This window comes from Cronbergia sp. UHCC 0137 (assembly GCF_034932285.1).
In the GTDB taxonomy this organism is placed as follows: domain Bacteria; phylum Cyanobacteriota; class Cyanobacteriia; order Cyanobacteriales; family Nostocaceae; genus Cronbergia.
In genome coordinates this window covers 1-5,007 of sequence record NZ_JAYGHC010000060.1, presented here as the reverse complement: position 1 = coordinate 5,007, position 5,007 = coordinate 1, and the positions used below count along the sequence as shown (strand labels likewise).

Genomic DNA, 5,007 nt, shown 5'->3' with positions numbered 1-5,007 from the left:
TTTTTCTATGGTGGTGAACGATTTTCCTATGGTGCGAAACGTTTTTTCTATGGCGATGAACGATGTTTTTATGGCGATGAACGATTTTTCGGTAATTCCTCGTCTCTTGCCTTTTACAGATAGGGAAAATAAGCGATAATCATGGCAAGATTGGGGTGATTGCGAGCGATCGCTTCGGGATCATGTCCAAGTAAGGAGAATATTTGGGTTGTGTATTCCACAGAACCATTTAACAACAGTAAATCATTGGTTTTGAGTAACCGCGACACTTGTTTAACAAAATTACCCCGTACTTTTTGGACAGGTATATCTGTGGGGATTCCTGCTGCTTGCAAATCAATCTCTGTTGATCTTCCCGTGACAACTTCTAACAATTGTAAGGATGCTTTAAGTTCCACTGTCAAAGTTTTTGCTAATTTGATACTTTCACCAAAAGAACTAATGTGAGCTTGTTGAGGGGTAAAAGCGAGAAATACCCTGGATGTGTGTTCAATGGGTAGGGGAAAGCGAGTTACTAAAACAGGTACAGAACTGCGTTGAACAATTTTATCTAATACACCTCCAAATAAATTTTCCTGATATGTGGAGTAACCTTTCCAACCACAGACAATGAGACTAACTTGTTGTTCTTCAGCCACGCGAGCGATCGCTTTATCAATAGATTCATCAATTCTAGCAATGGGAGTGACATTGGTAACAGAAGCATGGGCAATCATTTCCGCAGTGGAGAGTAATTGATTTTGTCTAGCTTTGTCTGCTGGAGTAATAGGTGAAGCATCCTCAATTAATATATGCAGGGGAAACAAAGTCCCAGCCGCAGATTTTGTTAATAGAATGGCCAATTGTAAGAGATTATCTTCCGTATTGGGGTTAGCAACAGGAACTAAAACGCGATCGCCTAAACTTCCACCTTTGCTTTTGGGGATAGTAGTATCTTCCGGCTTGATTTTTTCGCCCCACCTAGCTGTCACCCAAGGAGAAGCCACGCAGGTAACTAAAATCATGGCGATCGTGCCATTTACCGTTAATTGGTCTACCAATTTGATATTATAAGCAACAGTGATGGCGGCCAAGGTAGAAGCAGCTTGAGCCACAGACAAGCCAAACATCAGCATTACTTGATCAAAACTGAAACCGAATAATTTACCTGTACCCCAAGCCGGGAGATATTTAGCGACAATAGCCACAGTTACCATTACAGCCGATACTAATAGCGATCGCGGTTCTTGGATCAAAATTTTCGGATTTACCAACATTCCCACAGAAATCAGGAAAAATGGGACAAACAGAGTATTCCCGATAAATTGAATCCGATTCATCAGTGGACTAAGTTGGGGAATTAATTGGGTAATAGCCACTCCCGCTAAAAACGCGCCAATAATCGGTTCAATTTTCACCAATTCTGCACTGTATGAAACTACAAACAAAGTTGCTAAAACAAAGGTAAATTCTGCCCCTTCATCATGGCCGAAACGGCGAAAAAACCACCTTCCCACACGAGGCACACCCCAGAGCGTGAGGAAAGTGTAAATAATTAATGAAGGGATGAGAAATAGCCAAAACGCCAAAGTTAAAGTACCTTCATGGGCTTTCACCACAACCGCCAAAACCAAAAGAGCTAAGGTATTAGTGATTAATGTGCCACCGAGAGTAGTAGTTAAAACTGGCGATCGCATAATTCCCAATTTACTCACCACAGGTAAAGCCAGCAGAGTATGGGAAGCAAAACAGGAAGCCACCAAAATTGCAGGTAATATCTCATAACCAATGGCCAACATAGCCACAGTACCCAAGGCCATTGGGATGATAAAGGTAGCTAACCCAAAGATTACAGCCTTATCAGCGTTATATTTCAGGTCATCTAAGCTAGTTTCTAAACCAGCCATAAACATCAGAAATAATAAACCAACAGTACCTAAAAGAACAATAGTGTTATCCCGTGCCAACAGTCCCAAACCATTAGGACCAACAATCACCCCCGCCAAAATTAACCCCACAATTCCCGGTAGGCGGATTTTTTCAAATAACAGGGGTGCAATCAGCATAATCCCCAAAATCATCAAAAATACCGGGACTGGTTCTTTAATCGGTGTCGAGACAACAGCAGAAGCAAAAATCGCATTGACAATCATAAAAAATTTTCAGGTACTACGGTTGCACTCCACTAAAGTATCTAGTCTCCTCCCAAAACACAAATACTTTTGGTAACGATTTTCAGAGATATTCCTAACAATTAAGCAAATTCTCACTTCAGAAAGTTAATTAAGGCTGATACATATTTTGTTGCTGCATCTTCAAAATCAATAAATATAGACATAAGTTAGATTTTGTAGGTAGGGGTTTAGCAGTGCTAAACCCCGGATTTACAGGGGATTTTTATGGTTGTGTAAAAGCAGATTTTCCAACCGTGTTTAGTTTAGTAGCCAGTGTGTAAGCCTTGATCAAGCAATCAATGACTTTTCTGGTTGATAGCGGAGTTCATTAGCACAGGGACGACCTTGTTCAATATCAGATATATTACCAAAGGTAGTTTCGGCGATATTATGTAAAGCCTCTTCTGTGAAAAATGCTTGATGTCCAGTAATTAAAACATTGGGGAAAGTTGTCAAGCGTTGAAAAATATCATCTTGAATGATTTCACCAGATAAATCTTCAAAAAACAATTCTGATTCTTGCTCATAAACATCTATGCCAAGATAACCAATTTTACCTGTTTTCAAACCATTAATTACTGCCTGGGTATCAATCAATGCACCCCGGCTAGTATTAATAATCATCACCCCTGGTTTTACCTGTTCTATAGCTTCTTTGTTAATCAAGTGATGGGTTTCGGGCATGAGGGGACAATGTAAGGAGATAATATCAGAATTAGCAAAAAGTTCTGGCAATTCTACATACTTTCCGCCTAATGCTTCTAATCCTGGGTTTTTATAGACATCATAAGCGAGTAGATTACAACCAAATCCTTTCATGATCTGTCCCAAAATTAGACCGATTTTACCAGTACCAATAATTCCCACGGTACGCTGGTGCAGATTAAATCCTAGTAGTCTGGTTAGGGAAAAGTTACCTTCTCGTACCCGGTTGTAAGCATGATGAATTTTTCGATTTAAACTCAAAATTAAGCCTACAGCGTGTTCTGCTACTCCATAGGGTGAATATGCAGGTACCCGGACAATGGTAATTCCTAATTCGGAAGCGGCTTTTAAATCTACGTTGTTAAATCCAGCACAACGCAGCGCAATTAGGCGAGTTCCCCCAGCAGCAAGAATTTCTAAAGTTGGTGCATCAACTTGATCATGGACAAATACGCACACTGCCGGAAATCCAGATGCTAAGATGGCGGTATCTCGATTTAGCAAGGGTTCAAAAAATACTAACTCATGCTGGACGGGGGAATTTGCAGCTAATAAAAACTGCCGATCATAGGTTTTTGTACTGAAAACTGCTACTTTCATGCGAAATTTTAGGTTTTACGCTGCATGGTTGTCAAATTAATCATACCTTGACCATAAAATTAGCATTCCTCTCCAATCCCTTATACTGGCGTTAATTGGTGTTGCTTTGGCTAATTTAAAAACTAAGCAAAAATTTATGTTTTAACAACTAGAAACGTACATCCCAAATTTATCGTGCTAATGCTTCTCTGGGGGATAGGTTTAAATATAAGTAAATTGTTTGAATCAGGATGTCCAGGATTAGAGGATTAACAGGATGTTTTTGATGAAATATGGTTTTTGGTGAATGATAGAGAATATATTTTTATCTAAATTAATATTCATAACCATTAAAGATTCACAGAAAAGCCATAAATAACAATCCTGTACATCCTAAAATCCTGGTTATCCTGATTCTGACTATTTTTTGTTATAATTAATTCAGGTTACTATTCCCAATCTTCAATTTGTAACCCTTGAACTCGACTATATTCTCTGACATTGTGAGTAACTAAAATTAGATTATTTACCAAAGCAATAGAAGCAATTTGTATATCATTTGAACTAATAGGAGTCCCTAAATTCGCTAAATTAGCACGAATGTTGCCATAAGTTTCTGCACATTCATCATCAAAAGGTAAAGAAATAAACTGGTTTATAAAAATCTTTTGCACATTTATAGCTTTTTGAGGATTATTACTACGCATAGAACCATAAAATAATTCAGCTTTGACCACAGAACAAACCGCTATTTTTTCAGGCTCTAAATTATCAAGATGATGATTAATGCTAGGAGATTTGCCCTTGAGATACATGATACAAACATTCGTATCTAGTAAATAAATTAAAAAATTATTTTTCATCAACAACCCCAATTAAATCATCGTCTGTTTCAGGATATATTCCTTCATCATCCGTTGCAAAATTAATATCAGCACAAGCACCATATAAATTAAGTAATCCGGCGGAATGAAGAATATTATTTTGGATTAAAAATTCTTTGATTTCAGTATCAGAAGGAAAGTTTAGTAAATCTTTTAGTTCATCAAAATCAATTAATCTTTCTCGAAAGGCTTCTAGTATCAGATTATTCAGGATCTTTTGTGGTAAATTAACCCATTGATTTATAATTTTTGTTGTTAATTTATCTGGTAAATCAATTGTTACTTGCATAATTTAAAAATCTCTTAACGGGACTTAGTTAATTATTTTAACATAAATTTATAGAAAAATCTCTGATAGCTTAACGCAAGCCATATCAGGATTTACAGGATATTCTTTGTCTGAATCAGGATGTCCAGGATTAAAGGATTTACAGGATGATACAATATAAAATAGACGATTACTAATAAAATTCTATAAATCTTAAAGTCATGTAGATAATAATTTTAACTTTCTTCAAGTATTGTGTTATAATTAATTCAGAGTTAGAAGAGTAAAAATATCATGATTTTAGCTGTTAAAAATGCTCTTTCCACAATTGCACCCAAGTTAACTTATGATGTGTTGATTGAAAATCAAGAAGATGGTACGGTTAAAGCTACATTATTAAGTTTACCAGAATGTCAAG

4 protein-coding genes are annotated in these 5,007 nt (G+C 36.9%); all 4 read right to left on the bottom strand.

The window, feature by feature from the left end:
* Window positions 1-113: 113 nt before the first annotated feature.
* Window positions 114-2,132: a cation:proton antiporter gene (locus tag VB711_RS22340; protein ID WP_323288518.1), complete on the bottom strand. Its 2,019-nt coding sequence runs from the start codon at window positions 2,130-2,132 to the stop codon at window positions 114-116.
* A gap of 309 nt (window positions 2,133-2,441) precedes the next feature.
* Complete coding sequence (locus VB711_RS22335; protein ID WP_323288516.1) at window positions 2,442-3,458, bottom strand: 2-hydroxyacid dehydrogenase; 1,017 nt, start codon at window positions 3,456-3,458, stop codon at window positions 2,442-2,444.
* A gap of 428 nt (window positions 3,459-3,886) precedes the next feature.
* Window positions 3,887-4,300 carry a type II toxin-antitoxin system tRNA(fMet)-specific endonuclease VapC gene (vapC, locus tag VB711_RS22330; protein ID WP_323288515.1) on the bottom strand — a complete coding sequence of 138 codons (414 nt, stop codon included), beginning with the start codon at window positions 4,298-4,300 and terminating at the stop codon, window positions 3,887-3,889.
* Complete coding sequence (locus tag VB711_RS22325; RefSeq protein WP_323288514.1) at window positions 4,290-4,610, bottom strand: hypothetical protein; 321 nt, start codon at window positions 4,608-4,610, stop codon at window positions 4,290-4,292. The genes vapC and VB711_RS22325 overlap by 11 nt, the downstream gene beginning before the upstream one ends.
* Between the last annotated feature and the right edge of the window lie 397 nt (window positions 4,611-5,007).

Excerpts from the sequence above, each read along its gene's own strand:
- VB711_RS22340 (WP_323288518.1), bottom strand. The coding sequence starts at position 2,132 with ATGATTGTCAATGCGATTTTTGCTTCTGCTGTTGTCTCGACACCGATT.
- VB711_RS22335 (WP_323288516.1), bottom strand. The coding sequence starts at position 3,458 with ATGAAAGTAGCAGTTTTCAGTACAAAAACCTATGATCGGCAGTTTTTA.
- vapC (WP_323288515.1), bottom strand. The coding sequence starts at position 4,300 with ATGAAAAATAATTTTTTAATTTATTTACTAGATACGAATGTTTGTATC.
- VB711_RS22325 (WP_323288514.1), bottom strand. The coding sequence starts at position 4,610 with ATGCAAGTAACAATTGATTTACCAGATAAATTAACAACAAAAATTATA.